This window comes from Streptomyces sp. NPDC016677 (assembly GCF_055562815.1).
The window spans coordinates 51813-77204 of sequence record NZ_JBVHEO010000013.1 but is presented as its reverse complement, the minus strand read 5'-3'; the positions used below and the strand labels follow the sequence as shown (position 1 = coordinate 77204).

Here is a 25392-nt window from a genome sequence, read left to right as displayed (position 1 = left end):
ACTGAGGAAAACCCCACCCCGCTTACGCTGTCTTTAGCAGGCCCTAGACTCGCAGTAGTCCCAGTAGTGGACAGGGCGGACAGGGCCGGACAGGGAGCGAGGGACGGACGTGCCGGAACCGACCATCGGTGGTGCGACCCCGGCCGACGCGACCACCGTCGTGGCGTCGGACTACTTCCAGTCGTACTCGGTCGTCGGACTGCTCGCCGTCGTCGGCGTGCTCTTCGTGGCCGTGGCGTTCGGCGCCGGCCGCCTGCTGCGCCCGGTGGTCCCCACCCCCGAGAAACTCCTCACCTACGAGTGCGGGGTCGACCCCGTCGGCGAGGGCTGGGCCCACACCCAGGTCCGCTACTACGTCTACGCGTTCCTCTACGTGATCTTCGCCGTCGACTCGATCTTCCTCTTCCCCTGGGCGACGGTCTTCGCCGCACCCGGTTACGGTGCGACGACGCTCGTGGAGATGTTCATCTTCCTCGGCTTCCTCGCCGTGGGCCTGCTGTACGCATACAAGAAGGGCGTCCTGGCATGGACGTGACGCCGTCCGAACCGTCCGAACCCGTGCTGCTGCCGGAGCCGAAGCGGCTGGGCGCCCTCTCGCGCCTCGCCCCCGAGCCGATGAAGGTCGTCCTCAACTGGGGCCGCCGTTACTCGCTCTGGGTCTTCAACTTCGGGCTCGCCTGCTGCGCGATCGAGTTCATCGCCGCGTCGATGGCCCGCCACGACTTCATCCGCCTCGGTGTCATCCCGTTCGCGCCGGGACCGCGCCAGGCCGACCTGATGGTGGTCTCCGGCACGGTCACCGACAAGATGGCACCGGCGGTCAAGCGGCTGTACGAACAGATGCCGGAACCGAAATACGTCATCTCCTTCGGCGCGTGCAGCAACTGCGGCGGCCCGTACTGGGACTCGTACTCCGTGACGAAGGGCGTCGACCAGATCATCCCGGTCGACGTCTACGTCCCCGGCTGCCCGCCGCGCCCCGAGGCGCTGCTCCAGGGCATCCTCAAGCTCCAGGAGAAGATCGCGCGGGAGTCGCTGGGGGAGCGGTACGGCACCTCGCGGCGGCCGTCGGCGGCCGCGTTGCAGAGCGACCTGGTGCGGCCGTCCGCCCCGGCCGGGGCGCCGGAGCCGGAGGAGGACCGATGAGCACGGTCGGCTGGCTGCCCGCCGACGCCGCGGAACTCTTCGGCCCCCAGGCCACCGCCGAGGAGTCGTACGAGGTCCTGACGGTGGACGTCCCCCCGGCGGACTGGATCTCCGCCCTGGAGACCGCACGCGACCGGCTGGGCTGCACGTACTTCGACTGGCTGAGCGCGGTCGACGAACCGGGCACGGGCTTCCGCGTCGCGGCGCACGTGGTCGCGCTGACGCCGGTACGGCGCCTGCTGCTGCGGACGACGGTTCCGCACGAGTCCCCGGTCCTGCCCACCGCGGTGGGTGTGTACGCGGGGGCGGCGTGGCACGAGCGCGAGACCCACGAGATGTTCGGCGTCGTCTTCGACGGTCACCCGGGACTGGACCACCTGCTCCTGCCGGAGAGTTTCGAGGGCAACCCCCTGCGCAAGGACTTCGTCCTCGCCGCCCGGGTCGCCAAGGCGTGGCCGGGCGCGAAGGAGCCGGGGGAGTCCTCGGCGGGCGGCGGCCACGCCGGCCCCCGGCGCCGGCAGATGCTGCCGCCGGGCGTCCCCGACCCGAACGAATGGGGCCCCCTCAAGGGCCGGCTCCCCGCCGCCCCGGCCCGCCCGGCCCGCGGCGCCGGCCGCGCGACCGGCACCGGCGCCGACGCCCGCCCGGCTCGCGCGACGGGCGATCGTCCCGTCCGCCGGACGCGTTCGGTGACGGAGGGGTCGGCGAGTCAGGCGGTGGGCCCTTCCCGTCAGGTGGACGCTCCTCGGCAGGTGGAATCCTCTCGGCAGGCGGAATCCCCTGGGCAGGGGGACACCGCACGTCAGGTGGAGGACACCGTCCGTCAGGTGGCGCCGGCTGCCGGGACTTCGTCGGCGCCCCGGCGTTCACGTTCGGCTGCGGAGGGCTCCGCCGGCCGAGCGGCTCCGTCCGCCGAGACTCCGACGGCCCCGTCGGCACCGGCCAGGAGGCGGTCGCGGAGCGTGAGCGAGGGTTCGGCCTCGCAGCGGTCGGAGACCGGCGGTGCCGTGGCCCCCCGACGGGCGCGGAGCGCGGCGGAGGGCTCCGCCAGTCAGCGGACGACCGCGGGTGACGGTGTGCCCGACGAACCCCAGACCGCTCCCACCGCCCCGCGGAGCCCGGACGCCCCGTGGCACCACGCCCGCCCGGCCTTCGACGAGCCCGCGGCCGAACGCGGCGAGGATTCCCCAGCCACTACTCCGGCGGCCACACCGGAGAACGCCGACAGCCCCGCCAGCCCCGGCACCTCGGAGACCCCCGGCCGCCCGGAGACCCCTGGCCGCCCGGAGACCCCCGGCCGCCCGGCAACCCCCGACAACCCCGAGCAACCCTCCACCCCCGACACCCCTGACAAGCCCGAGGCCCCTGAGACCCCCGAGCAACCCTCCGCCCCCGAAGACCCGCAAGGAGGCCCGCAGTGAACGACGCGCTCGACGTCATCCTGCGCCTCCTGATCGTCTTCGTCGTCTTCCTGGCGTTCCCCCTGATCGTCGGCCAGACCGAGCACAAGGTGATGGCTCACATGCAGGGCCGCCTCGGCCCGATGTACGCCGGCGGCTTCCACGGCTGGGCCCAGCTCGTCGCGGACGGCGTGAAGTTCGCGCAGAAGGAGGACGTGGTCCCCGCGGGCGCGGACCGCCGTATCTTCCAGCTCGCCCCCGCCGTCGCCCTCCTCCCGTACCTCCTCGTCCTCCTGGCCATCCCCGTCGGCCCCGGTGAGGGCGCGGTCGGCCAGGCCGTCGACGCCGGTGTCTTCTTCGTCCTCGCCGTGATGGGCGTCGGCGTCCTCGGCTCGCTCATGGCCGGCTGGGCCTCCGCCAACAAGTTCTCCCTCCTCGGCGGCCTGCGCACCGCCGCCCAGCTCCTCGCCTACGAACTCCCCATGCTGCTCGCCGCCGCCTCGGTCGCGATGGCCGCCGGCACGGTCTCGCTGCCCGGCATCCTCGACGCCTTCGCGTGGTGGTGGCTGCCCTGGCAGATCGTCGGCGCGATCGTCTTCTTCATCGCCGGCCTCGCCGAACTCCAGCGCCCGCCCTTCGACATGCCCGTCGCCGACTCCGAGATCATCTTCGGCGCGTACACCGAGTACACGGGCCTGCGCTTCGCCCTCTTCCTCCTCGCCGAGTACGCCGGGATCGTCGTCCTGTGCGGCCTGACCACCGTCCTCTTCCTGGGCGGCTGGCACGGCCCCTGGGGCGCCGACGGCCTCGGCTGGGTGTGGACCCTGCTGAAGACCGCCGTCCTCGCCTTCGTCGTGATCTGGCTCCGTGTGACGTACCCCCGTCTGCGCGAGGACCAGCTCCAGAAGCTCTCCTGGACCCTCCTCGTCCCCCTAGCCCTCGCCCAGATCGCCCTCACCGGCATCGTCAAGGTGGTGATCCAGTAACCATGGCCGCGTCTTCCCCGCCCTCCCGGCCCCGCATTCCCGGAAGCGGCCTGGCCAAGGGCCTGGCCGTCACCCTGCGCACGATGACGAAGAAGACCGTCACCGAGCAGTACCCGGACGTCCAGCCCGACCTCCCGCCCCGCAGCCGTGGCGTCATCGGCCTGTTCGAGGAGAACTGCACGGTCTGCATGCTGTGCGCCCGTGAGTGCCCGGACTGGTGCATCTACATCGACTCCCACAAGGAGACGGTGCCCGCCGCGGCCCCCGGTGGCCGCGAACGCAGCCGTAACGTCCTGGACCGCTTCGCCATCGACTTCTCCCTGTGCATGTACTGCGGTATCTGCATCGAGGTCTGCCCTTTCGACGCCCTGTTCTGGTCACCCGAGTTCGAGTACGCCGAGACCGACATCCGCGACCTCACCCACGAGCGCGACAAGCTCCGCGAGTGGATGTGGACCGTCCCGGCGCCGCCCGCCCTCGACCCGGGCGCGGAGGAGCCGAAGGAAGTCGCGGCCGCCCGCAAGACCGCCGAGAAGCTGGCCGCAGCCCAGGCCGAGACACAGCAGGCCGAGACACGGCAGGCCGAGCCACGGGAGGACGACGCGTGAGTCTCGCAGCCGAAACCCACGGCTTCCTCTCCCCGACCGGCGTCGAGATCGCCTTCCTGCTCGTCGGACTGGTCACCTTCGGCGCCGCCCTCGTCACCGTGACCACCCGGCAGCTCGTCCACGCCGCCCTGTGGCTGGTGGTCGCCCTCGGCGGTCTCGCCGTCGAGTACCTCCTGCTCACCGCCGAGTTCATCGCCTGGGTGCAGGTCCTCATCTACGTCGGCTCCGTCGTCGTCCTCCTCCTGTTCGGCCTGATGCTCACCAGGGCCCCCATCGGCCGCTCCCCGGACGCCGACTCCGGCAACCGCTGGGCCGCCCTGGCCGTGGCCGTCGCCGCCGCGGCGGCCCTCGTCTGGGTGGTCGTCGACGCGTTCCGCACCACCTGGATCGACCTCGACGGCCCGGCCGCCGGCTCCACCGCCGTGACCGGAGCGAGCCTCTTCCAGCACTGGGTCCTCCCCTTCGAGGCCCTCTCCGTCCTCCTCCTCGCCGCCCTCGTCGGCGCGATCGTCCTCTCCCGCAAGGCCAAGGCCGACGCGCGGGCCGTCGACCAGCCGAGGTCCGACAAGGGCGGTGCCCACTGATGCACCTCGCCTACCCCGCCGTCCTCGCCGCCCTCCTCTTCTGTACGGGCCTCTACGGCGTCCTCGCCCGCCGCAACGCGATCCTCGTCCTGATGTCGGTCGAGCTGATGCTCAACGCCGTCAACCTCAACCTGGTCGCCTTCGACGTCTGGCTCAGCCGGGCCGCCGAGGAGACCCTGCACTCCGGGCAGGCCCTGACCCTGTTCACCATCGCCATCGCCGCCGCCGAGATCGGCATCGGCCTGGCGATCGTGCTCGCCGTCCACCGCAACCGCGGCACCGCGGACATCGACCGCCTCCGCGACACCGCCGAGGGCCCCGAACCGGACGACGGCTCCGACCCCGACAACCCCGACGCCCCCGCGACCGGAACGGCCGCCGAGAAGGCTGAGGCCAGCGCGTGACCACGACCACCCTCGCCGCCCTCGTCCCCCTCCTTCCCTTTCTCGGCGCCGCCGCCGGCCTGCTGCTGGGCCGGACCGCACCCGCCTTCGCCCGCCCGCTCGCCGTCCTGCCGACGCTCGCGGCGTTCGTCCTCGCCGTGGTCGTGGCCGCGCGCCAGGGCGGCGGCCGGGCGGTCGACGCCGCCACCGAGCTGACCCCCACCGGCTCGGTCCCCGTCGAGCTGGCCCTGCACATCGACGGCTTCGCCGCCCTCGTCGCCGTCCTGGTCGGCCTGGTCGCCACCTGCGTGCAGCTCTACTCGACGGGCTACCTGCGCGACGACCCGCGCTACCCCTCGTACGCCGCGCTCGTCTCCCTCTTCACCTCCGCCATGCTCCTCGTCGTCTACTCCGGCGACCTGATGGTGCTGCTGGTCGGCTGGGAGATCATGGGCATCTGCTCCTACTTCCTGGTCGGCCACTACTGGGAGACGCCGGAGGCCCGCGCCGCCTCCCTCAAGGCGTTCCTGGTGACCAAGCTCGGTGACGTCCCCTTTCTGATCGGTCTGTTCGCCCTCGCCGGCGATGCCGGTTCCTTCCGGATCACCAAGATCCTCGGCGCGGTCGCGAGCGACGGCGGCCTGGACCACCCGACCGTGACCGCCCTGCTGCTCCTGGCCGGCGTGGCGGGCAAGTCGGCGCAGTTCCCGCTGCACACCTGGCTCCCCGACGCGATGGCGGGCCCCACGCCCGTCTCCGCGCTGATCCACGCGGCGACGATGGTCGCCGCCGGTGTCTACTTCACCGCCCGGCTCCTTCCGGTCTTCGAGGCATCCCAGGCCGCCATGGTCGTCCTGGCCGTCATGGCCGCGGTCACGATGACCGGCTCCGCGCTCGCCGCGCTCGCCCAGGACGACATCAAGCGCGTCCTGGCCTACTCGACGATCGGCCAGCTCGGCTATCTGACCGGCGCCCTGGCCGTCGCCGACCGTGGTGCCGCCGTCTTCCACCTCCTGTCCCACGGCGCCTTCAAGGCGCTGCTGTTCCTCGCGGCGGGCGTGCTCATCCACGCGGCCGGCACCAACTCGCTCGCCGCCACGTCCCGGATGCGGGGCCTGCGCGACCGGGTCCCCGACGCCTACTGGACGATGACCGTGGCGCTGCTCGCCCTCGCCGCGATCCCTCCCTTCAGCGGCTTCTTCTCCAAGGAGTCCGTCCTGGGCGCCGCCGAACACGTCGTCGGCGGCCACACCGAGCACGCCCCGGCCGCCGCGGGCTGGACCGTGCTCGTCGCCGGTCTGCTCACGGCCCTGCTCACCGCCGCGTACGCGACGCGCCTGTGGCTGCTGGCCTTCCGCGGCCACGGCACCGACGCTCCCGACCACGGCAAGCAACCGCTCGCCATGAACGCCGTGCTGTGGGTGCTGGCGATCCCGTCACTCGCCTTCGGCGGACTCGCCTTCCGCGTGCTCCCCGACTGGTTCGACGGCCGTGACCTCACCCCGACCCTCACCACCTCCGTGCTCGGCACGGGCGTGGCCCTGGTCGGCGGCATCGTCACCTACGGAGCCTGGCGGCACACCACCGCGCTCGCCGCCCGCGTCCCCCTGGGCGCCGTCGCCGCCCACCCGGAGCGCGACGCCGGCGTCGTGGAGGCCGAGGCCATCGCCGGCCACGAGCCCGCCTACGGCAGCGTGGCCCACGCGCCGGACCCCGCCGACCCCGGACGGCTCCTCCTCGGCCCGCTGCACCGGCACGCGGCCGTCGGCTTCCACCTGGACGCCGTGTACACCGCGCTCTTCGTCCGCCCGGTGCGGGCCGGAGCGAGCCTCGTCCGGTTCCTGGACCGCGAGGTCGTCGAGACCTACGTACGCGGGGCGGGCGCCCTGCCCCGCTGGCTCGGGGCCGCCGTACGCCGTGCCCAGACCGGCAATGTGCAGACCTATGTGAGCGCGCTGCTCGCCGGCACCGTCGTCCTCGCGGTCGCCGCCGTCCTCGTCGCCACGGGAGCGTGAGCAGGCGTGATCGATATCAACGAGTCCGTGATGCAGTTCCTTCTGGCATTGATCGTGGTCGGCCCGCTTCTCGGGGCCGTCGCCGCTCTGCTGCCCGCGCCGCCCGGGCTGAAGGGGAAGTCGCCCGAGCAGGCCGTGCTGCGGCACGGCGTCACCGTGACCGGCGCCGTCCTCATCGCCGCGGTCGTCCTCGCGCTCGGCTTCGACCACGACCAGCCGTCGAAGATGCAGGCCACGACCGACATCAGCTGGATCCCCGCACTCGACGTGCGCATCCACCTCGGCATCGACGGCATCTCCCTCCCCCTCCTGGTCCTGACCGCGCTGCTGACCTTCCTCTGCGCGCTCTACTCCTACTTCAAGATGCCTTCGGGCCCGACCCCGAAGGCGTTCGTCGCGCTGCTGCTCGTCCTGGAGTCCGGCACGCTCGCCAGTTTCGCCGTCCTCGACCTGCTGCTGTTCTTCCTCGCCTTCGAGATGGTCCTCGTCCCGATGTACTTCCTCATCGCCCGCTGGGGCGGCGAGGGCCGGGCCGAGGCCGCCTGGAAGTTCATCCTGTACACGCTCCTCGGCTCCGTGGTCATGCTGCTCGGCCTGCTCCTGACCGGAATCACGGCGGGCACGTTCGACATGATGGCACTGGCCACTGACAACGGCCGGTCGCTGACCACATCCGTGCAGGTCATCGCCGTACTGGCGATCGGGATCGGGCTCGCGGTCAAGACCCCGATGTGGCCGCTGCACAGCTGGCTGCCCGACGCCCACACCGCCGCGCCGACCGTCGGCTCGGTCCTGCTGGCCGGTGTCCTGCTGAAGATGGGTACGTACGGGTTCGTCCGCATCGTCCTCCCGATCGCCCCGGACGGCTTCCGCACCTTCGCGCCCTACCTCGCCGCCTTCGCCGTCGTCGGCATCGTCTACGGCTCCCTGGCCTGCCTGGCCCTCGCCCGGCGCGGCGCCAAGGGCGACCTGAAGCGGCTCATCGCGTACTCCTCCGTAGGCCACATGGGCTTCGTCCTGCTCGGCATCGCCACCATGACCCCGACCGGCGTCAACGGCGCCCTGTTCGCCAACATCGCCCACGGCCTCATCACCGGCCTGCTCTTCTTCCTGGTCGGTGCCCTGAAAGACCGCACGGGCTCCACCGACCTCGACACCCTCGCAGCCGAGACCGGTGCCGCGCTCTACGGCAGGGCACCCCGCCTCGGCGGTCTGCTCGCCTTCGCCGCCGTCGCCTCCCTCGGTCTGCCGGGACTGGCCGGGTTCTGGGGCGAGATGCTCGCCCTGTTCGGGGCGTTCGACCCCGCGAGCGGCCTCAGCCGCCCGGCCTTCCTCACCTTCATGTCCATCGCCGCGTTCGGCACGCTGCTGACCGCGGCGTACATGCTGATCGTGGTCCGCCGCGTCTGCATGGGCGTCACCGCGCCGGACGCCCCCGCGCTCCCCGACGTACGCCGCTACGAGTTCGCGGCCTGGACCCCGCTCGTGGCCCTCACCGTCGTCGCCGGGCTGTGGCCCAGGGCCCTCCTCGGCCTGACCGACCCGGCCGTGCAGCAGCTCCTCGCAGGAGGCACCCGATGAGCGCCCCGGCCGCCCAGCCACTGGCCCAGAACCTCGTCCAGTCCGTCGACTGGCTCGCCGTCGCGCCGCCCACCGTCGTGGCGGTCGTCGGACTCGCCGTCCTGGTCGCCGACCTCTTCGTCGCCGAGCGGCGCAAGGCCCTGCTCGGCTGGGCGTCCGTCGCCGGCCTGGCCGCCTCGCTGCTCCTGCTGCTGCCCCTGCTGGACGGCGACCGGGCCACCTTCTGCCTGACCGGCGCCACGCGCGCGTGCAGCTACGTCGTCGACCCGTTCACCCTCGCCGTCCAACTCCTGGTGCTCGGCGGCGCCCTCGTGGCCGCATTGCTGTCGGTCACCGCCCTCAAGGACGCCGACCGGGGCCTGCCCGAGGGCGAGTACTGGTTCCTGCTGCTGTCGTCCGCGGCCGGCGCCGCCCTGCTGCCCGCCTCCCGCGACCTGGCCACCCTCATCGTCGCCCTGGAGGTCGCCTCCCTGCCCGCCTTCGCCCTGGTGGGCCTGCGGCACGGTGACCGGCGCTCCTCCGAAGCCGCCCTGAAGTTCTTCCTCTCCTCGGTGACCGCGACCGCCGTCAGCCTCCTGGGCGTCAGCTTCGTCTACGCCGCCACCGGCACCCTCCACCTCACCGAGATCGCCGGCCGCGTCCAGGATGTCGACGGGCAGCTCACCACCCTCGCCCACACCGGCGTCGTCCTCACCCTCGTGGGCTTCGCCTTCAAGACGGCCGCCGTGCCCTTCCACTTCTGGGTGCCCGACACCTACGTCGGCGCGCCCCTGCCGGTCGCCGCCTACCTGTCCGTCGTCGGCAAGGCGGTCGGCTTCTCCGGCCTCGTCCTCGTCACCGTCGTCGCCCTCCCGTCGTACGCCGACGTCTGGGGCCCGGCCCTGGCCGCGCTCGCCGCGCTCACCATGACCGTCGGCAACGCCGGCGCCCTGCGGCAGCGCGGCACGCGCGCGTACAGCGCCGTACGCCTGCTTGCCTGGTCGTCAGTGGGCCAGGCCGGCTACCTGTTGGTGCCGATCGCCGCCGCCGCGTACTCCGACGACCCCGAGCGGTCGATCGGCTCCACCCTCGCCTACGCCCTCATGTACGGCGCCGTGAACCTGGGCGCCTTCGCGGTCGCCGCCCTGGTGGGCCGTACGAAGTCCGGCAACCGCCTGACCGACTACCGCGGCCTGTACGCCTCCAACCCCCTCACCGCCCTCCTCCTGGCCTTCTTCCTGCTGTGCCTCGCCGGGCTGCCGCCGGGCATCATCGGCCTGTTCGCCAAGGTCACCGTCTTCTCCGCGGCGGTCGACGCCGGCCTCGGCTGGCTCGCCGTGGTCATGGCCGTGAACGTGGTCGTCGCGCTGTACTACTACCTCCGGTGGACGGCCCTGCTGTTCCGCGCCCCGGCGGGCGCACCCCGCAAGCACCTCGTGCCGGCCCCGCTCACCGCCGCGCTCGCGGTGACCGCGGTCCTGGCCGCCGCCCTCTCCGGAGCGCCCCAGCTGATCCTCCGCTTCGCCGACACCGGGCTCTTCTGAGTCCCCGCCCCGGCCCCACCCCCGTACACCGCCCCACCCCGTACACCGCCCCAGTCACCCGGACGGTCCACGCGCACCCGCGCGTCCACCGGGGAACTGGTGGCCGTCGCCTCGCGTTGACCAGTACGGAAGGGTCCACTGGACGTGTCACCACACACCGGTGGCATCGACAGACCGGGAAGCGACCACAGCGAGCGAGACCAGCGAGCGAGACCAGCAAGCAAAGGGTTCAAACAAGGGGTTCCCCTGCTGCACCACTTGGAGGGCGTACCGTGCACCGCCGGCACAACGGGCTCAGGACCGCAGTACTCCTCGGGGGACTGTCCGCGCTCATCATCGTCATCGGCAGCTTCTTCGGCCGAGCCGGGCTCGTCGTCGCCGTCCTCGTGGCCCTGGGCACCAACGCGTACGCGTACTGGAACAGCGACAAGCTGGCTCTACGCGCGATGCGCGCCCGCCCGGTGAGCGAGTTCGAGGCGCCGGGGCTGTACCGCATGGTCCGTGAGCTCTCCACCCAGGCCCGCCAGCCCATGCCGCGCCTGTACATCTCCCCGACGGAGGCCCCCAACGCCTTCGCGACCGGCCGCAACCCGCGCAACGCGGCGGTCTGCTGCACCGACGGCATCCTGCGCCTGCTCGACGAACGCGAGCTGCGCGGCGTCATCGGCCACGAGCTGAGCCACGTCTACAACCGGGACATCCTCATCTCCTCGGTCGCCGGCGCCCTCGCCTCGGTGATCATGTTCCTGGTCAACTTCGCCTGGCTGATCCCCATCGGCCGCTCCGACGACGACGACGGCCCCGGCCTCTTCGGCATGCTCCTGATCATGCTGCTCGGCCCGCTGGCCGCCAGCCTGATCCAGCTGGCCATCAGCCGCTCCCGCGAGTACGAGGCCGACGCGTCCGGGTCCCAGCTCACCGGCGACCCACTCGCCCTCGCCAGCGCCCTGCGCAAGCTGGACGCGGGCACCAAGCGGCTTCCGCTGCCCCCGGAGCCCCGTATCGAGACGGCCAGCCACATGATGATCGCCAACCCGTTCCGCCCGGGGCAGGGCCTCTCGAAGATGTTCTCCACCCACCCGCCCATGGCGGAACGCATCGCCCGACTCGAGAAGATGGCAGGTCGCAGGCAGTGAAGACCATCCTCAACCTCATATGGCTCGTCCTCAGCGGCTTCTGGCTGTTCCTCGGCTACCTGCTCGCGGGCGTGCTGCTCTGTATCACGATCATCGGCATCCCGTTCGGCATCGCGGCGTTCCGCATCGGGATCTACGCGCTGTGGCCCTTCGGGTACACCACGGTCGAGCGCCGGGACGCGGGCGCGGCCTCCTGCGTCGGCAACGTGCTGTGGCTGCTCCTCGCGGGCTGGTGGCTGGCCCTCGGCCACATCGTCACCGGCGTCGTGCTGTGCGTGACGATCATCGGCATCCCGCTCGGCGTGGCCAACTTCAAGCTGATACCGGTCTCCCTGCTCCCGCTGGGCCGCGACATCGTCCGGACCGACCAGCCGTTCACGGCCCGCTGAGCACGCCGACGCCGCGCCCCGTCCGGCACGGCGGCCGTCGCATCCGCGAACCACGTACCCGCCCTGAGCCGTGTTCCACGGCTCCCTGCAACCACCGCCGTGACCGTTACGTCTTCAAGCAATGAGAGCGAGAAGAACCGAGAGCAGGAACGGCCGCACCGCCGCGCGAAGCGTGGCAGAAGCAATGCCGATCACAGTGCGCTCGTAGCGCGGGCACAGCAAGAGAGGGCAGGTTCACGGCATGACCGTCATCAGTTGGATCATCCTGGGACTGCTGGCCGGGGCCATCGCCAAGGTCCTGTTGCCTGGCCGGGACCCGGGTGGCCTCATCGGCACGACCCTCATCGGCATCGCCGGCGCCTTCATCGGCGGCTGGATATCGGCCCGCTGGCTGGACCACCCGATCACGAAGGACTTCTACGACGGGGCCACCTGGGCGGCGGCGATCGGCGGATCGTTCGTCCTCCTGGTCGTCTACCGCATCCTGTTCGGCAACTCCCGCGACTGAGACGCCCGGCGCGGCCGGGGGGCCTCGGCCGCGCCGCACGCGTGCGGAGCAGGGCTGAACCGGCTACTCGTACCGTGCGCCGGCCGCACTGAGCGCATCCACGACACCCCGGTGACCCGGAAGAAAAAAATATCGGCCGACGATGTCGACGATGTCGAGAACGAGTGACCGGCTCCGTCCCCGTATCGAACGCGACCACAAGGGGCCGCGTCGGCACCGAGGAGAGACACGATGGCCAAGTACCTGCTGCTGAAGCACTACCGCGGCGCCCCGGCGTCGGTCAACGACGTCCCCATGGACCGATGGACGCCGGAGGAGATCTCGGCGCACATGCGCTACATGCAGGACTTCGCGGACCGGCTGGAGAAGACCGGCGAGTTCGTCGACGGACAGGCGCTCGCCCCCGAGGGGACGTGGGTGCGCTACGACGGTGAGGGGCGCCCGCCGGTCACCGACGGCCCGTTCGCCGAGACCAAGGACCTCGTCGCCGGCTGGATGGTGATCGACGTCGACAGCTACGAGCGCGCCGTCGAGCTGGCCGGTGAGCTGTCGGCCGCCCCCGGCGCGGGCGGCGAGCCGATCCACGAGTGGCTGGAGCTGCGCCCGTTCCTGACCGCGCCGCCCACCATCACGGAGTGACCCCACCGATGGACGAGGCCCTGCTCCGGCGCCTCACGCCGAACGTCCTCGCCGTCCTCGTCCGCCGCGGAGCCGACTTCGCGGCGGCCGAGGACGCCGTACAGGACGCGCTCGTCGAAGCGTTCCGCCGCTGGCCGGACGGCCCTCCCCGCGACCCCAGGGGCTGGCTGGTCACCGTGGCCTGGCGGAAGTTCCTCGACCAGGCCCGGTCGGACACCGCCCGACGCCGGCGCGAGGACGTCGCCGAGCAGGAACCGGCGCCCGGACCCGCGCCCGCGGTGGACGACACGCTCCAGCTCTACTTCCTGTGCGCCCACCCCTCGCTGACCCCGTCGTCCGCGACCGCGCTCACCCTGCGCGCCGTCGGCGGCCTCACCACCCGCCAGATCGCCCGGGCCTACCTGGTGCCCGAGGCGACCATGGCACAGCGCGTCAGCCGGGCCAAGCGCACCGTGGCCGGCGTCCGCTTCGACCAGCCCGGCGACGTCGCCACCGTCCTGCGCGTCCTCTACCTGGTCTTCAACGAGGGCTACTCCGGTGACGTCGACCTCGCCGCCGAAGCCATCCGGCTCACCCGGCAGCTCGCCGCCCGCATCGATCATCCAGAGGTGTCCGGGCTGCTCGCCCTCATGCTGCTCCACCACGCCCGGCGCGCCACCCGGACCACGTCCGACGGCAGCCTGGTACCGCTCGCCGAGCAGGACCGCGGCCGGTGGGACACCGCGTCGATCGCCGAGGGCATCGGCATCCTCCAGGCGGCCCTCGCCCGCGACCGGCTCGGCGAGTTCCAGGCCCAGGCCGCCATCGCCGCCCTCCACGCCGACGCGCCCACCGCCGAGGAGACCGACTGGACGCAGATCGTCGAGTGGTACGACGAGCTCACACGCCTGACCGACAGCCCCGTCGTCCGGCTCAACCGCGCGGTCGCCGTCGGCGAGGCCGACGGACCGCGCGCCGGTCTGGCCGCGCTCGCCGAGCTGGATCCCGCGCTGCCCCGCCACACCGCCGCGGCGGCCTACCTCCACGAACGCGGCGGCGAGCAGGCGACGGCGGCCCGGCTGTACGCCGAGGCGGCCCACAAGGCGTCCAACCTCGCCGAACGCGACTACCTGACCCGCCAGGCCGCCCGCCTCAACACCCGCCGGGGCAACTGACAGGCCACACCTACGACCTTCCGCACCGGCACGCGGCACGCCTGGACGAGCGGCACCGGCACACCGGCCCGCGCAGCCCGCAGCCCGCAGCCCGCCCCCGGCCGTCCGGCAACCCGCCTCCGGCCGTCCGGCAGCCCGGCCGTCCGACAGTCTCCGCGCAGGCCAGGCCGCTCCCTCAGCGGCGGTCCGACGAACTACCGGTAGTTCACGAACTGCAGCGCGAAGTCGAAGTCCTTGCCCTTCAGCAGCGCGATCACGGTCTGCAGATCGTCGCGGCTCTTGGAGGAGACCCGGAGCTCGTCGCCCTGCACCTGGGCCTTCACGCCCTTCGGCCCCTCATCGCGGATGATCTTCGCCACCTTCTTCGCGTTGTCCTGGGAGATGCCCTCCTCGATCGACGCGAAGATCTTGTACTCCTTGCCGGAGAGCTGCGGCTCACCGGCGTCCAGGGCCTTCAGCGAGATGCCGCGCTTGATCAGCTTGGACTGGAAGACGTCGAGGATGGCCTTGACCCGTTCCTCGGAGTTCGCCTCCATGAGGATCTTCTCGCCGGACCACGAGATCGAGGCGCCCACGTTCTTGAAGTCGTAGCGCTGCGAGATCTCCTTGGCGGCCTGGTTGAGGGCGTTGTCGACCTCCTGCCGCTCGACCTTCGAGACGATGTCGAAACTGGAGTCGGCCATGTCCTGTGGCTCCTTGTGTCCGGTTGCGTGTCGGCCAAGCCTAGCCACCCGCCACGCCCCGGGCGCAGATCAATCGGGTGGCGAAGCACCCCGTGGCATCGGGTATTGTTTACGTCGTTGCCACGGAGCACCGCCGAAAAGCGGTTCGAAGGGCAGCGAACCCCGGCGGTGTGCCCGAGCGGCCAAAGGGAGCAGACTGTAAATCTGCCGGCTCAGCCTTCCCAGGTTCGAATCCTGGCGCCGCCACACGGGAACAAGAGGCCCGTGACCTGCTGTCTCAGCAGGTCACGGGCCTCTTGTCGTACCCCGCTTCGAAAGGCGGGGTGTCTCACCCTGTCTCGCGTTCGAACGCCCCGTCTCGGACTCTGCGGACGGAGCGCGGACGGAATTTCCGCCCCCTCAGACGCTCCGTTCCAGCCGCGCGGAGATCTTGGCGTTGGCCGCGTCGTCGCCGTCCTTCAGGAACTTGGCGTACACCCGGAACAGGACCGCCACACTGTGGCCGGCCCGCTCAGCCACCAGTTGCGGCTCCACACCAGAGCTGAGCCAGGTCGACACTGCGGCGTGACGAAGGTCATAAGGCCGCTTGGCCAGTGCAGAGTGGAACTCGGCCGGCGTGAGCGCGCGCGACCGTGCCTCTGCCCACACCTCCCCGTATCCGGTGTCCTGCACGAGTCCGCCCCGCAGCGTCTGGAAGACGCGCCCGTCCGGCGCCGTGCCGTACGCGGTGAGGTGCCACCGCAGCAGCGCGACCAGTTCCGGCGGGATCGGCACGGGCCGCACTGCCTTGCGGGGGCGGTGCTTCAGGCCCCGTTTCTCATGTGCCTCACCGCTGTCCGTCCACGCGGTGCCGGATCGGGGGCGGGTCTCATGCAGCCGCAGCACGCCCCACCCCCGCCGGGGGAGATCGCAGTCCGTGACCCGTAGGCCGATCACTTCCGCCGGCCGCGCGGCGGCGTAGTACATGCAGCCGAAGAACGCGACGAGTCGGCGCCCCCGCTTGCTTTGGTCACGCACGGCAGCCAGCAGCTTGGCGGCTTGCGCCGGATTCGGGACGCACGCCGGGTCCACTTCCTCCGTGACCTGCTCGGGCGCCTTCCACTTGACGCGGTCCAAGGGGTTGTCCGTCAGCAACTCGGCGTCGACCGCGAACTCCAGGGAGTTGTAGAAGATCGCGCGCTTGCGGCTGATTGTCCCTGGGGCCGCCGTCTTCCCGTCCAGCCGCTTGGACAGGGCTCTGAGCGCGGCCTTCACCAAGAGCCGGTCCGTGAGGGCCGACGTGGGCAGCGACTTCCGCTGGAACCAAGCCAGTACCTGCGCCACCTCGGCTGGCGGCTCTTCCTCCCACCGGTTTTTGTTGAACGCCCACCCGTAGAGCGCGCTTCGTACGGTTCGGGCGTCGGGCATGCCCTTGGTGTCCTTCACGAACGCCGGCGTCACGGTCGCCATGGCTTCGGCCAACGTCCGCCGGGTGTTGCCGGGGGAGTCGTCCCACTTCATCGCGATGTAGTTGCGTGCGTGCTCGTACCAGGGGATGTCTCGGTTCTGGTCGACCATGGACTTCGGGAGGCCGCTCTCCACGTCGAACGGCTCACCCTTCCGGGCCGCCGTCATGAGTTCCGACCGGCGGCTGTCGGCCAGGCCCTGGGTGAGGAACGACTCCGCGTGCTCGCGGGTGCCCACCATCCACCGCAGTTGGTACGGCTTCCGGTAGTTGCGCTTTCGGATGGCCCAGAACTTGACGGTGTAGCTCCACTCGGTCACGCGGCCTCCAGTTCGTCCTTGAAGGCGTCCAGGACGCTGCGGCGTACACAGATACGGCCGGACGGTGTGCGGCGTGCCTCGGGGGTGAGGCCACGGTCGCGCCAGCGGTACCAGGTCGGGCGGCTGATGCCGAGTTCTTCCAGGACTTCCGGCAGGGGGATCAACTCGTCTTTCGGGGTGCGGCGGCGCCGGGTGTGCGTGGTCATGCTGGGATCTCCATACCTGGGCATTTCGGGGTGCGGCTGTGCGCGGCTGTGTCCGAGGTGCGGATTTCTGCGTCACCCGCGTCATCTGCGTCATTCGGGGCTTTGACCTGCGGTTTCGGGGTGACGCAGGGGCGGGGGCGTGTGTCACCTGGTGACGTAGACCCGCGTCACCTGGTGACGCGGGTGACGCGGGGTGACGCAGGATTCGGCCGTCTGCGTCACCGCTGTTTCGGCAGGCCACACGCCGTTTGTGGGGGCCGGGTGACGCAGGTGACGCAGCGTCTCTTTCCTTCGGACAAGAGAGGGGGTGGTGTCTGTTGTGGTGCGCGGCTCAGAGCGTGAAGAAGGAGCCGCTACGCGGCGCGTCCATCGCAGGGCGGCGGGGCCGCCGAACAGCAAGAGGAGCACGCGCGGCCTGGTGCTCCTCTTGCTGTTCCGAGCGGACCGGGCGCCAGGCGCTCAGAAGGCGGCTTCCTGCTCAGGCGGCGGTGGTGCGGCGGGACGCGCGATCTCGATGTACCGGGATGTCTTGGTGCGTCCCCAGTCGATGAAGACGCCCCGGGCGGCGAGGGTGGGCTGAAGCCGCTTGAGGCGGTCCGAGAGCACTTTGCCGGTCGTCGGCCACCCTTTAGGAAGGGGACGGCACTCCTCGCCGCTGTAGAGGCCCGTGAGGGCGTACAGCCATTCGGCGGACGTCATCCGCTCTTCCGCCCCCGGCGCGATGCCGGCGGCGTGCTTCAGCACCGTCTGCGCCAACAGGTCGCCCTCGATGACGTCGTCGTTGAGGTCGTCCAGGCTGGCCCGGTACGCGGCCAGCGCCCCGAGACCGGTTGCGGCGTCGAGCTGCGCGCACAGGTGCGCGAAGTCGGCCATGCGCAGGTCGGTGGGGATGTCCGCTTCAGCCGCCCGCACCTGCACCGTGAGGTCCAGGAGCGAGCCGAGGATGACGGGCAGCACCTCTGCGAAGTCGGACCACAGTTCCGCCTCGGTGCGCCGCACCCGGGGGCGTTCCAGTCGCAGGGGAAGGAGCCGTTCTGCGAGGTCGGGGCGGATCACGCCCACGTCGATCCCGGTCAGCAGCAGCGGCCGGCGGTAGCCGACGCGGAACACGTCCCCGTCCGTGAACAGAGCGCGCTTCACGTTCTCCGCGCCGGTGACGATGCAGCACATGGCGTCGGAGAGGTCCGGGGTCATGTGGGAGAGGTTGTCCAGGGCGGTGACCCATCCGGCGGCCACCGCTGCGATCAGGTTCTCTTCGTCCTTGGGGGCCCGGCGCAGGTCGCCGCTCATGCCCTCGATGATCCGTACGAGCATCCGCCCCCCGGTCGACTTGCCGGCGCCCTGGGGGCCGGTGAGGAACGGGGCGGGGACGGGCACGGACGGGCCCAGGCAGCCGATCAGCCACGCGATGGCCAGGCACTCGGTCTCGGCGTTGGCGAAGTTGCACAGCCGCATCAGCAGATCGATGCCCTTGCCGTTGGTGTCCCGGACCGGCAAGGGCAACTCCCCCGTGAGCTGGGTACGGCGCCAGCAGACCTCACGCGGGTCCGGGGTGCGGATGTCCCAGCCGGTGGGGTGGATACGCACCGACTGCCCGTCACTGCGCCCGAGGTCCAGCCACGTCGCCCCGTCGAACCCGGGAGCGACGCGGATGTGCACGGGCTGCACGTCCTCGGTCAGCGCCAGTGCTTCGATCAGGTCCAGCGCTTCCTTCATGGCGGTGCCGTTGAACACGCCCACCCCGTCGCGGAAGAGTCCGACCATGAGTTCCTGCCGGTGGCTTCCGGTGGTGCCCTGGGAGCGGATCGGGCGGGCCACGGGATGGCCGTTCTTCTGCGCGTACACAGTCCCGTCAGCGGTGCGGAAGTACCGGAAGTGTGATTGGGCGTAGTCGGTGATGATCTGGCGTGCGGGGTTCTTGTCGTCATCGGACATGGCTCACAGTCCCAACGTGGTGCGGGCGTTGGTCCACGCGTCCGTGCAGTGCCGGGCCGTCTCGCCCTTGCTCTGGGCGGCGGTGAACAGCCGCGTGACGTGCGCCTCGGAGAGGCAGCCGCACCGGCCGTGCCGGGCCAGCACGGCAAGGAAGGTCCGGTACACGGTTGCGTGGACCGCGCTGCGGGCGGCGGTGATCTGCTGCACGGCCATCGCGATGCCGCGTTCGAGGAAAACGGGGCTGCGGTGCGGGCAGTCCCCGCCGCCGAGAGGGGCAGCCGCGGTGACGGTCCGGGGCGCCTGGCGGGCCGGGGCGGGCACCTTGGCGACCAGGGCGCGGACGGTGTCGGGGAGGTCGGTCATGGAGCCGGTCCCAGCACCGAGGTAGCGGGCGTAGGACATGGTCGACTTGATGTCGACGCCGGGACGCACGTTGTTGCGGGAGGTCGTGGCGCCCCGGTAGATCCAGTGTTCACCGCGCGTCGTCGGCACGGTCCGGGTGGCGGGCAGGGTGGCGCGGGCCCATGTGATGGCGTCCGCGTCGTCCAGGTCGACGACGGTGAGCCCGGCGCCGCCGGGGTGGTAGCCGACGCACACCGCGCGTCGCCACGCCGCCTGCCACGGGGGCGAGACGATGACGCCGGGCCAAGTAGTGGCGGCGGCCCACGCGTGGCAGACGCCGGGGCAGTCGCAGGGCCCGGGGGTCTTCATGTTCGGCCGGCCACCGCACGCGTTGCCCGCGCACGCGGTGCAGTTGCCGAAGGGGACCTTGCCCCGGCGCAGGGGCAGCACCGGCACGCCGGACGCCGCGAGGCTCAGCGCGGTGTGCAGGGGGTAGAGCGTCGCGTTCATGCGGCCACCCCCAGACGGCCGGCCCCCAGCAGCTCCAGCGCGGCGGTGCCGCCCTGGCAGCAGTACAGATCCAGCAGCGTCGGCCGTCGGCCGCGCACTCGTCGGATCGGGGTGGGTTGCGTCATGCTGGGAGACCTCCACAGGTCAGTTGGATGGCAGGTGGACAAGGGCGGCCCCGGACTTTGGCGAGACGGGGGCCGCCCTTGGCGTAGCTAGGGGTGCGCGCGGTGCGCGGGGGTGTCGGGCGTGAAGGTGAGGGACATGGCGCCGCCGGTGGGGTGCCAGCCGTGGACGGTGATGCGCTGTTCGTGGTGGGCCTGGTCGGCGCGGTCGCAGATCAGGCGTCCGTCGGCCGTGAGGGCCCACGCGGGGGCGTCGTCGTAGGAGGTAGTCAGGTCCGCGAGGGCGTCGTCCCGGGTCGCGTAGTGGACGCCGTGTTCCGTGTTGGTGTTGTGCCGTCCGCACAGGTCGCAGACGGCGACGATGCACGTGACCGTGGTGAGAGCCATGGCTAGTCCTCCCGGGTCAGCCGTGGAAGTGGTTGCGCTTGAAGACAGCCCGCCGGATGTGCACGGTCGTGCCGCCGTCGCGGTGGCCGTGCGAGGCGAAGATTCGCACGGCGATCCAGCCGCCGAAGATGACGGCGGCGAGGATGATGAGCTGGCCGATGAACGCGGTCAGCGCGGCGATGAACGAGGTGAGCAGGAGCAGTCCGCCGCACACCGCGAGGAACCCGATGCCGCCGAGGGCGACGTTGACCGCTGTGCGGGACACGGCCGGCTTGGCCGTGACCGGTTCGGGCTGAGCCGGGGCCACGGCGTAGCCGGTGACGACTCGGCCGTCCGGGAGGACAATGCTCGCGACCGTCGGCACCGTGTGCGGCTGGACGGGGACGACGGTTGCCGGGTCGACGGCGGCGGGGACGATGGGGGTGGGCTGGTGGACTTCCATGGCCCGCTGAACGGGCGCGTGAGGGGTGTTCTCGGGGTACATGCGGAATCCCTTCTGGCGCGTGGCCAGGGAGGCAGAGGCACCCCCTTCGGGGTGCCTCTGCGTGGGGTGTTTGAGGGGTCTGAGCTGCGTGCCTCCCTGACTCCCTGATGGATCATTCGTGCTGGTCAGGGGCAGGGAGGGGGGTCAGGGAGGGGTTTAGGGAGTTCTCCCTGCCTCCCTGGCCTGCCGGGGTGCGGCTCCCTGCGGTCAGGAAGCGGAAGCGGAACCGTCGTTGTCGCGGTTGGCGAGCGCGCGGGTGAGGCGTTCGCGGGCGACGACCATGCGGCCGTCCGACTTGTACGGCTCGGCTCCGGTGCCCTCCAGCACCCGGCGCAGGTCCCCCGGGGTCCAGCCGCCGTACGCCTCGGAGTTCAGCGCGTCCAGCCGCTTGAGCACGTCCTGCGTCAGCAGCCTGTGCGTGTCCCCGAACACGGTCAGGATGTCCGCGAGCGGGTCCCGCTCCTCGCCCCGGTCGACCACGGTCAGCGTGGTCACCCCGTCACGGAGCCGCTTGGCCCGCTCCGCGATCTCGGTGGCGTCGTCGGTGCTGATGTAGTGGGTGCGGACCGTGATGGACGCCTGCCCGGTGGGGATGGCGATGCCGTCCGAGGCGACCACGACCGTGCCTTTGTCCAGCCCCGGGCGCAACAGGTTCGGCGCGGCCCCGCCATCGACTGCCTTGTCCCCCAGCGCCATGCGCGCCTGGGACTCGGTGCCCAGCGCGAGCGAGGCACGGGTGTGGGCACCTTCGCGTACGAGTTTGGGAAGGTTCTGGTCGGTGGGGTCCTGCGTGCCCTGCCACAGCAGCACGTTGACCGCACGGCCCTGGTTGTGGATCTTCCGGGCGGCCATGAAGTACCGGGAGGTGGCCTTCGAGCCGCCGTAGGGGCGCTTGTCGGCGTCGACCAGCGGGCACATGAACGCCACCTGTGCCTCATCGACCAGCAGGATCAGCGGCGGGAACACGGTCCCGGGAGGTGCCTGGAGACGACGCTCCATCTCCGAGACGCCCCCTTCGAGCATCTCGGTGGCGTCGATGACGTGGTCATCGGTCGGGCCCTGGATGAGCACCGTGGCCAGCCCGTCATACATGGCCCAGTCGCCGGCGCCCTTCAGGTCAGCGATCCGGAACTCAACCGACCTGTCCAGCGCCAGCCACAGGGCGAGGGAGCGCAGCGCGGCTGTCTTGCCCTGGTTGGACAGGCCGGTGATGAGCAGGTGGCGCTGGTACAGGCTCAGGGTGGCGGCGTCGCCGCGCAGGTCCTGGCCCCACGGGGCCTTGCCCTTGGCGTAGTCGGCGGTCAGCGTCTCATCCGTGGCCAGCGGGGACGGGCCGATCGGCTCGTCCAGCGCCCCGGAGTCCGCGATCCACAGCCGCACGGTGCGGGCCGCCTCGGGGAGGGTGATGAACACTTCGTGTTCGTGCCGGGTGAGGTTCTCCGCGAGCTTCTTGCGCCGCTTCTGCACCTCGTCGGTCGACACCCCGGACGGGAGGGTGACGTCGACTTCCACACCGCATCCCGCGATCTTGATCGGGGACAGCATGGAGGCGCCGGCGTCGCCCATCTCCTTGATGGCGCGGGCCAGGGTGGGTACGCCGAGGTCGCGCAGGGCCTTGACGACGATGGACGGGGTGATCGGCTCTCCTTCCCCGGTGCGGACGTTGGCCGGGAGGGCCCAGGCCGGTGCGGCGTGCTGCTTGCGTCCGACCGACCACAGGGCCAGCAGCCCCAGGAACGGGGCGAGGGTGAGCGCCGGGCCCCACACGACCTGAACGATGCGGATCAGCAGGGCGATGAACTCGATCGTGGCGTCCAGCGGGGTCAGCACATCGCTGACGTGGCCGGTGCTGATGGCCATGACGACGCCGAGGGCGACCAGGGCGCCGACGCTCATGCCGGCACCCACGGCCACACCCTTGGCGGCGTCCACGGGGGAGTGGAGCAGGTCCATGCGGCGGTGGTGGCGTGCGGCACGGAAGCGCTGAAGACGCTCCTCCCACTCCTCGGCCGCTTCCAGGTTCCCCGCGGCTTCCGCCGCGCGGATCATCCGCTCATAGCGGGACCCGGTCCGCCCGTCCCATGCCCGGCAGGCCACGATCCGGCCGCCGTTGAGGGTGTAGAGGCTGTGCCGGACCACCGCCCGGCCCGCCGCCCTGGTCGTCTCGTGTGTCACGGCCGACTTCACCGCCCGCCCGGACCGCACCCACAACGGCACGGCAGGCGCCGGGGGCGTCTCGGGGACGACGGTCAGCGTGGTCACCGCGTCGGCGGGCGGGGGGTCGGTGGCCTTGTGGAGGTGAACGACGTTCTCCGTCATGCTGGCAGTGCTCCTGACTGCCCCCGCAGGGGGCGGGATGGAAGATGAGCCGGGGTGGCCGGGGCCGTGGAAAGCGCGGCCACCCCGGTGCGTACCGAATCGGCTGGTCACCACCAGCCGGACGACTTCCGGGCCGCCTTGGCGCGGGCGGCCTCGGTGATCAGGCGCTGACGCTCCCCGTGCAGCGCGGTCAGCTCAGCGTTCAGCCGCAGCTCAGCCGCCGTGCCGGTGGTGTCCATGCGCTGCTCGGCGCGGTCGGTGCTGCGGCCACGGCCGGCCCGGTAGGCGCCGCCGGCCAGAGCACGCGCCATCGCGCGCCGCTCGCTGCCGTTCAGCGGCCACCACTCGCCCCGGCGGACCGCCTCCAGCTTCTTCGTGGTCTGTTCAATCGCGCGGTCCAGTCGGCGCAGATCGGCGTTGCCCATCAGGTGTTCCCTTCGGAATCGTCCGGGTCGGGGTAGGCGCACGGCACGCACATGCCGAGCGTCGGGGGAATGACGTATCCGGCATCGCGCCGGCAGGCCGGGCAGGTGCGGCGGGCCGCGTTCGCCCTGGCCAGAGCCGCCCACCGCGCGGGGGTCATGGGACGGACCGGCTTGGCCAGGTCGACGCGGTAGAGGTAGGCGACCAGCGGCCCCCGCCGCCGGCGGGGGCGTTCGAGCTGAGCGGCCACACCCTGACCACCGGGCCGCAGCCCCCGCGCCCGGAGCTGCCGGCGGGTGGCGTAGCCGTCTGGGGCGAGATGCCACCGGTAGACCGGCAGCGCGGGCATCAGGCGGCCTCAGCCGCCGATGCGGCGCGTTCGGCAAGGATCGCGTCCCGCAGCATCCGCGCGTTGGCCGGGGACGTACGCAGCTCTCGGCGGATGCCCTCGCCGGTCACCTTCTTATCCGGCCACTCGGCCGTCACCTTGCGCGCCTCGGTGAGCAACTGCTCCGCAGTCCGCTTGGGCCGTCGGGCAGGCTTCGCGGAATCGGGCACCCGACCCGTCGCACGACGCCGGACCGGGGCCGACTCAGCAGCAACGGTGCGCGCACCGATCGAGGCGACCGGCACCGGGACGGCCGGCGGAAGCGGCTTGACGCTGGGGGCCGGCTTCGCGCAGTCGACCGGCACCGGATCGGGCAGCCGCACAAGCGTCGCCATGATCGGCGCCGGGGTCGATTCGGGCAGGTCAGCCGTAGACCGTTTCCTCACGGTCTCGGTAGATTCCTCCGCATTCGCACCCGAGGCAGGATCGAGGGCGGGCGGGGTGTCGGCGCCGCCGAACATCGAGGCGAGGGCGGCATCAGCGCCGGCGGTCACCCGATCCCGCTGCACGTCCAGCAGCCTCGATCCCAGCGCCACATCCCCGACCCCGACCCTGCGGGCCAGACGCCACGACTTCCGCTCGGACCACCACTGAACGCGGGTGCTGGGGTGGTGGCTGGCACGGGCACGGTGGTAGGCGAGCGCCTGGACCAGGTCGGCGGTGCGCCGCTCATTCTCGGCGTCCCGGCCATCGGTGTGCACCACGATCCGCCGGGCCAGGAACGCCATGCCCTCGGCCGAGACGGACATGCCCATCGGGGTCAGGGCATAGATCACGGTCCGGCCCAGGTCGGGGGCGGCCATCGCGCCCATCACAGCGGCGGCGGCCGGCAGCGCCCACAGCCCGGCGCGCACGATCCGGGGCGAGGACTGGCCCAGCATCGTCAGTCCCAGCAGGACCAGAGCGAGCACGGCGGTGGCACCCTCACCGGCCGCGAGCGCCCCCAGCGCGGTGCCCTGGCCGTAGGCGTGACCGATGTTGCTGTACGTGCCGATCCCGCCGAACACCCCGGTACCGAGCATCGGCACGAACGCGGCCGACAACACCCCGATCTGGACGCGCGTGAGCCTGGTGCCCGTCACAGCGCACCCCCCGCCGTGATCAGGACGGCGAGGATGAGCAGCAGTCCGCCGGCGGCGGTCAGGTCGATGGCGCGGCGCAGGCACGTGAACTTGGCGACCGCGATCCGGGACAGGCCGGCGATGTCGGCGGCCATGTCCCTCTCGACCGCCGCCGTGATCTCGTCGGCCGTGAGCGTGGCCCACAGCGGAAAGCCGTGCCGGCCGGACAGGTTCGGCCGCACCGACTTGAGCAGCAGACCGGCCGCACCGACCAGCAGCGCCAGACCCGCGCCGCCGGCGACGTAGGCGGCGGTGTTCAGGGGGAGGTCGCGGGCGACCGTCCACGCTCCGGCGAGCACGGCGCCGACGAACGCCAGCAGCAGAGCCGTCTTCGCGTCCGTCCGCGCGATCTCCGCCTTCACCTCAGCGTGCGCGGCGGTCAGGTTCGCTCCGGTGGCACTCATGCCGCACCGTCCTTCCGCCGGACGTCCACGGACGCCAGCAGCTCCACGCGGTCCATGACACCGGTGGAGCACTCCTGCCACTCCCACACAGCACCGTCCGCGAGGACGTAACCGAGCAGGGCCAGCGCATCCGCCCGTTCCTGCAACGTGGGCACCGGCCCGGTCCGCCCGAACGAGTGCTCGGGCCAGTCCAGGCTCATCCGGTCACTGACGACGTACAGCTCCCACTCGCCGTGGAAACTGTTGGACAAC

29 protein-coding genes and 1 tRNA gene are annotated in these 25392 nt (G+C 71.6%); 16 read left to right on the top strand and 14 right to left on the bottom strand.

Going from position 1 to position 25392, the window contains the following annotated elements; translation table 11 throughout:
• The first annotated feature begins 109 nt into the window (after positions 1-109).
• From ACZ3IG_RS27635 to ACZ3IG_RS27565, 15 genes are all read left to right on the top strand, one after another.
• The gene (locus ACZ3IG_RS27635; RefSeq protein WP_467435410.1) at positions 110-535 is read left to right on the top strand and encodes an NADH-quinone oxidoreductase subunit A; all 426 of its coding nucleotides are present in this window, start codon (positions 110-112) and stop codon (positions 533-535) included.
• On the top strand, positions 526-1146 hold the full coding sequence (locus tag ACZ3IG_RS27630) for an NADH-quinone oxidoreductase subunit B (protein ID WP_467435409.1): 621 nt from the start codon (positions 526-528) through the stop codon (positions 1144-1146). Before ACZ3IG_RS27635 ends, ACZ3IG_RS27630 begins: the two co-directional genes overlap by 10 nt.
• Positions 1143-2567, top strand: coding sequence for an NADH-quinone oxidoreductase subunit C (locus ACZ3IG_RS27625; RefSeq protein ID WP_467435407.1), 1425 nt, complete (start codon positions 1143-1145; stop codon positions 2565-2567). Before ACZ3IG_RS27630 ends, ACZ3IG_RS27625 begins: the two co-directional genes overlap by 4 nt.
• Entirely contained in the window at positions 2564-3532 is a 969-nt protein-coding gene (locus tag ACZ3IG_RS27620) for a complex I subunit 1/NuoH family protein (protein WP_467435406.1), read from the top strand. Before ACZ3IG_RS27625 ends, ACZ3IG_RS27620 begins: the two co-directional genes overlap by 4 nt.
• Positions 3533-3534: 2 nt before the next feature.
• The gene (locus tag ACZ3IG_RS27615; protein WP_467435405.1) at positions 3535-4140 is read left to right on the top strand and encodes a NuoI/complex I 23 kDa subunit family protein; all 606 of its coding nucleotides are present in this window, start codon (positions 3535-3537) and stop codon (positions 4138-4140) included.
• Positions 4137-4724: an NADH-quinone oxidoreductase subunit J family protein gene (locus ACZ3IG_RS27610; protein ID WP_467435404.1), complete on the top strand. Its 588-nt coding sequence runs from the start codon at positions 4137-4139 to the stop codon at positions 4722-4724. The genes ACZ3IG_RS27615 and ACZ3IG_RS27610 overlap by 4 nt, the downstream gene beginning before the upstream one ends.
• Entirely contained in the window at positions 4724-5128 is a 405-nt protein-coding gene (gene nuoK, locus ACZ3IG_RS27605) for an NADH-quinone oxidoreductase subunit NuoK (RefSeq protein ID WP_467435403.1), read from the top strand. Before ACZ3IG_RS27610 ends, nuoK begins: the two co-directional genes overlap by 1 nt.
• Entirely contained in the window at positions 5125-7122 is a 1998-nt protein-coding gene (locus tag ACZ3IG_RS27600) for an NADH-quinone oxidoreductase subunit 5 family protein (RefSeq protein WP_467435402.1), read from the top strand. The genes nuoK and ACZ3IG_RS27600 overlap by 4 nt, the downstream gene beginning before the upstream one ends.
• A gap of 6 nt (positions 7123-7128) precedes the next feature.
• Entirely contained in the window at positions 7129-8703 is a 1575-nt protein-coding gene (locus tag ACZ3IG_RS27595) for an NADH-quinone oxidoreductase subunit M (RefSeq protein WP_467435401.1), read from the top strand.
• Entirely contained in the window at positions 8700-10226 is a 1527-nt protein-coding gene (locus ACZ3IG_RS27590; RefSeq protein WP_467435400.1) for an NADH-quinone oxidoreductase subunit N, read from the top strand. The genes ACZ3IG_RS27595 and ACZ3IG_RS27590 overlap by 4 nt, the downstream gene beginning before the upstream one ends.
• A 272-nt stretch (positions 10227-10498) precedes the next feature.
• Entirely contained in the window at positions 10499-11362 is an 864-nt protein-coding gene (htpX, locus tag ACZ3IG_RS27585) for a zinc metalloprotease HtpX (RefSeq protein ID WP_467435399.1), read from the top strand.
• Positions 11359-11751 (top strand): YccF domain-containing protein, encoded by a 393-nt coding sequence (locus ACZ3IG_RS27580; RefSeq protein ID WP_467435398.1) that lies wholly within the window; start codon positions 11359-11361, stop codon positions 11749-11751. The genes htpX and ACZ3IG_RS27580 overlap by 4 nt, the downstream gene beginning before the upstream one ends.
• A 241-nt stretch (positions 11752-11992) precedes the next feature.
• Positions 11993-12259 carry a GlsB/YeaQ/YmgE family stress response membrane protein gene (locus tag ACZ3IG_RS27575; RefSeq protein ID WP_403533516.1) on the top strand — a complete coding sequence of 89 codons (267 nt, stop codon included), beginning with the start codon at positions 11993-11995 and terminating at the stop codon, positions 12257-12259.
• 231 nt (positions 12260-12490) lie between these two features.
• On the top strand, positions 12491-12898 hold the full coding sequence (locus tag ACZ3IG_RS27570; RefSeq protein ID WP_467435397.1) for a YciI family protein: 408 nt from the start codon (positions 12491-12493) through the stop codon (positions 12896-12898).
• Between the two features lie 8 nt (positions 12899-12906).
• On the top strand, positions 12907-14052 hold the full coding sequence (locus ACZ3IG_RS27565; RefSeq protein WP_467435549.1) for an RNA polymerase sigma factor: 1146 nt from the start codon (positions 12907-12909) through the stop codon (positions 14050-14052).
• 194 nt (positions 14053-14246) lie between these two features.
• On the opposite strand, the gene ACZ3IG_RS27560 is transcribed toward ACZ3IG_RS27565, so the two are convergent.
• The gene (locus ACZ3IG_RS27560) at positions 14247-14735 is read right to left on the bottom strand and encodes a YajQ family cyclic di-GMP-binding protein (protein WP_189417980.1); all 489 of its coding nucleotides are present in this window, start codon (positions 14733-14735) and stop codon (positions 14247-14249) included.
• Between the two features lie 164 nt (positions 14736-14899).
• On the opposite strand from ACZ3IG_RS27560, the gene ACZ3IG_RS27555 reads away from it, so the two are divergent.
• Positions 14900-14981: transfer RNA gene (locus tag ACZ3IG_RS27555), tRNA-Tyr, on the top strand.
• Between the two features lie 153 nt (positions 14982-15134).
• Here the strand turns inward: ACZ3IG_RS27555 and ACZ3IG_RS27550 are convergent.
• The 13 genes from ACZ3IG_RS27550 to ACZ3IG_RS27490 form a co-directional block, all read right to left on the bottom strand.
• Positions 15135-16499, bottom strand: coding sequence for a tyrosine-type recombinase/integrase (locus ACZ3IG_RS27550; RefSeq protein ID WP_467435395.1), 1365 nt, complete (start codon positions 16497-16499; stop codon positions 15135-15137).
• Entirely contained in the window at positions 16496-16705 is a 210-nt protein-coding gene (locus tag ACZ3IG_RS27545) for a helix-turn-helix transcriptional regulator (RefSeq protein ID WP_467435394.1), read from the bottom strand. The genes ACZ3IG_RS27550 and ACZ3IG_RS27545 overlap by 4 nt, the downstream gene beginning before the upstream one ends.
• Before the next feature lie 459 nt (positions 16706-17164).
• Entirely contained in the window at positions 17165-18640 is a 1476-nt protein-coding gene (locus ACZ3IG_RS27540) for an ATP-binding protein (RefSeq protein WP_467435393.1), read from the bottom strand.
• A gap of 3 nt (positions 18641-18643) precedes the next feature.
• On the bottom strand, positions 18644-19492 hold the full coding sequence (locus ACZ3IG_RS27535; protein ID WP_467435391.1) for a bifunctional DNA primase/polymerase: 849 nt from the start codon (positions 19490-19492) through the stop codon (positions 18644-18646).
• Positions 19489-19617 carry a hypothetical protein gene (locus ACZ3IG_RS27530; RefSeq protein WP_467435390.1) on the bottom strand — a complete coding sequence of 43 codons (129 nt, stop codon included), beginning with the start codon at positions 19615-19617 and terminating at the stop codon, positions 19489-19491. The genes ACZ3IG_RS27535 and ACZ3IG_RS27530 overlap by 4 nt, the downstream gene beginning before the upstream one ends.
• 87 nt (positions 19618-19704) lie before the next feature.
• Entirely contained in the window at positions 19705-20001 is a 297-nt protein-coding gene (locus tag ACZ3IG_RS27525; protein WP_467435389.1) for a hypothetical protein, read from the bottom strand.
• A gap of 16 nt (positions 20002-20017) precedes the next feature.
• A complete protein-coding gene (locus ACZ3IG_RS27520; protein ID WP_467435388.1) occupies positions 20018-20485 on the bottom strand; it encodes a hypothetical protein in 468 nt (155 codons plus the stop codon).
• 207 nt (positions 20486-20692) lie between these two features.
• The gene (locus ACZ3IG_RS27515; RefSeq protein WP_467435387.1) at positions 20693-22804 is read right to left on the bottom strand and encodes an FtsK/SpoIIIE domain-containing protein; all 2112 of its coding nucleotides are present in this window, start codon (positions 22802-22804) and stop codon (positions 20693-20695) included.
• 107 nt (positions 22805-22911) lie between these two features.
• Positions 22912-23229: a hypothetical protein gene (locus tag ACZ3IG_RS27510; RefSeq protein WP_467435385.1), complete on the bottom strand. Its 318-nt coding sequence runs from the start codon at positions 23227-23229 to the stop codon at positions 22912-22914.
• Complete coding sequence (locus ACZ3IG_RS27505; protein WP_467435384.1) at positions 23229-23576, bottom strand: RRQRL motif-containing zinc-binding protein; 348 nt, start codon at positions 23574-23576, stop codon at positions 23229-23231. The genes ACZ3IG_RS27510 and ACZ3IG_RS27505 overlap by 1 nt, the downstream gene beginning before the upstream one ends.
• The gene (locus ACZ3IG_RS27500) at positions 23576-24637 is read right to left on the bottom strand and encodes a conjugal transfer protein (protein WP_467435548.1); all 1062 of its coding nucleotides are present in this window, start codon (positions 24635-24637) and stop codon (positions 23576-23578) included. The genes ACZ3IG_RS27505 and ACZ3IG_RS27500 overlap by 1 nt, the downstream gene beginning before the upstream one ends.
• Positions 24638-24693: 56 nt before the next feature.
• Positions 24694-25140: a Pycsar system effector family protein gene (locus ACZ3IG_RS27495; RefSeq protein ID WP_467435383.1), complete on the bottom strand. Its 447-nt coding sequence runs from the start codon at positions 25138-25140 to the stop codon at positions 24694-24696.
• Positions 25137-25391, bottom strand: coding sequence for a DUF6303 family protein (locus tag ACZ3IG_RS27490; protein WP_467435381.1), 255 nt, complete (start codon positions 25389-25391; stop codon positions 25137-25139). The genes ACZ3IG_RS27495 and ACZ3IG_RS27490 overlap by 4 nt, the downstream gene beginning before the upstream one ends.
• Between the last annotated feature and the right edge of the window lies 1 nt (position 25392).